This is a genomic window from Paraburkholderia panacisoli (assembly GCF_008369935.1).
Taxonomy (GTDB): Bacteria; Pseudomonadota; Gammaproteobacteria; order Burkholderiales; family Burkholderiaceae; genus Paraburkholderia; species Paraburkholderia panacisoli.
Window position 1 is genome coordinate 1 of sequence record NZ_VTUZ01000144.1, and the last position, 1,347, is coordinate 1,347.

The following is a 1,347-nucleotide window of genomic DNA, read 5'->3' on the forward strand; positions in this document are numbered from 1 at the left end:
AAGTGCGCCAGTCAACAGAAGAAGATCGCGGTAGTTGAGCGATGCGGCACGCATGCTCACTCGAATCTGCCCAGGCCCAAGTGCGCCGGGCGCGGGCACATCATCGATCGACAGTGAATCCGGACCATTCAACCCATGCGTCACGAATGCTTTCATTGATAATTAAGCCTCCAGGGACATCCCGACAGCGCCGTAAGCAACGTTGGGGTGCACCTTTCGATGTGATTTGTAGGCCGTACCTCTTCGGGCGGCTATCAGGCAGACTCGGCAACTCTTGCGGCGCAGCCCGTGGGTGTGGGCAATCCGGGATGTCTTGGGACTCCGCCGAGCATCTCGAAACCGTCTCAGGATCAGGAGGCACGCCTCGCGTTTCTGGATGTCATTGAACAAGACGTCAATGTAGCCGCTAGCAAACCGGATTAAAATCGCTAGAACTTGCATTTGGTATTAAGCGACACTTAACAATGCTTCCGAAAGATGTGGCCGCGTTGACGGCATTCGTACAGGTGGCAGAACTGCACAGCTTCCGCGCTGCCGCTGCGCGGCTGGGCGTGACACCTTCTGCGCTCAGCCAAACCATGCGCCAACTGGAAGAGCGATTGGGCGTGCGCCTCCTCAACCGCACGACGCGCAGCGTATCGCTGACGGATGCGGGGATTCGACTGTTCGGTCAGCTCCAATCGGCATTCGGCCAGATCGGCGGCGCACTGGAGGACTTGAACCGGCAGCGCGAGCGGCCCGTCGGCACGCTGAGGATCTATGCCACTCACGCGGCGGCCGCACTCGTTGTCGCGCCAGTTTGGGAGCGCTTCCTCTCCACCTATCCCGACGTACACCTCGAGCTGCGCGTGGATCAGCCGCCTGCAGATATTGTGGCGATGGGGTTTGACGCGATGATTGGCTGCAAGGAACACCTTGCTGCAGACATGGTGGCCGTGCGGGCGACGGGGCCAATGAAGGTTGCTGTCGTGGCCGCGCCTGCCTATCTCGCTCACTATGGGCACCCAGGCACCCCTGAAGACCTCGAGAATCACCGGTGCATTCGTTACCGGCTGGCGCCAGACCAGCCCCTGTACGAGTGGACGTTCATTCGGGGCGGACAGCTTCAACGCGTGCCGGTTGGGAGCCACGTGATTCTCAATAGCTCGGAGTTGGCGGTTCGCGCTGCGATCGACGGGCTCGGAATAACCTATACCGCCGAGGCGCATGTGCAGGTGTTCCTGCGCTCAGGGCAATTGATGAGGGTACTTGAGGACTTCTCACCTTCTTCCGAGGGATTTTTGATCGGGTACCCGAGTCGCCGGCAAATGTCCGCAGCGCTGCGCGCATTCCTCGACATGGTCCGTG

1 protein-coding gene is annotated in these 1,347 nt (G+C 60.2%); it reads left to right on the plus strand.

The window, feature by feature from the left end; all coding sequences use genetic code 11:
- Positions 1 to 464: 464 nt before the first annotated feature.
- A partial coding sequence (locus FVF58_RS51020; RefSeq protein WP_149676989.1) for a LysR family transcriptional regulator occupies positions 465 to 1,347 on the plus strand: 883 nt, incomplete at its 3' end.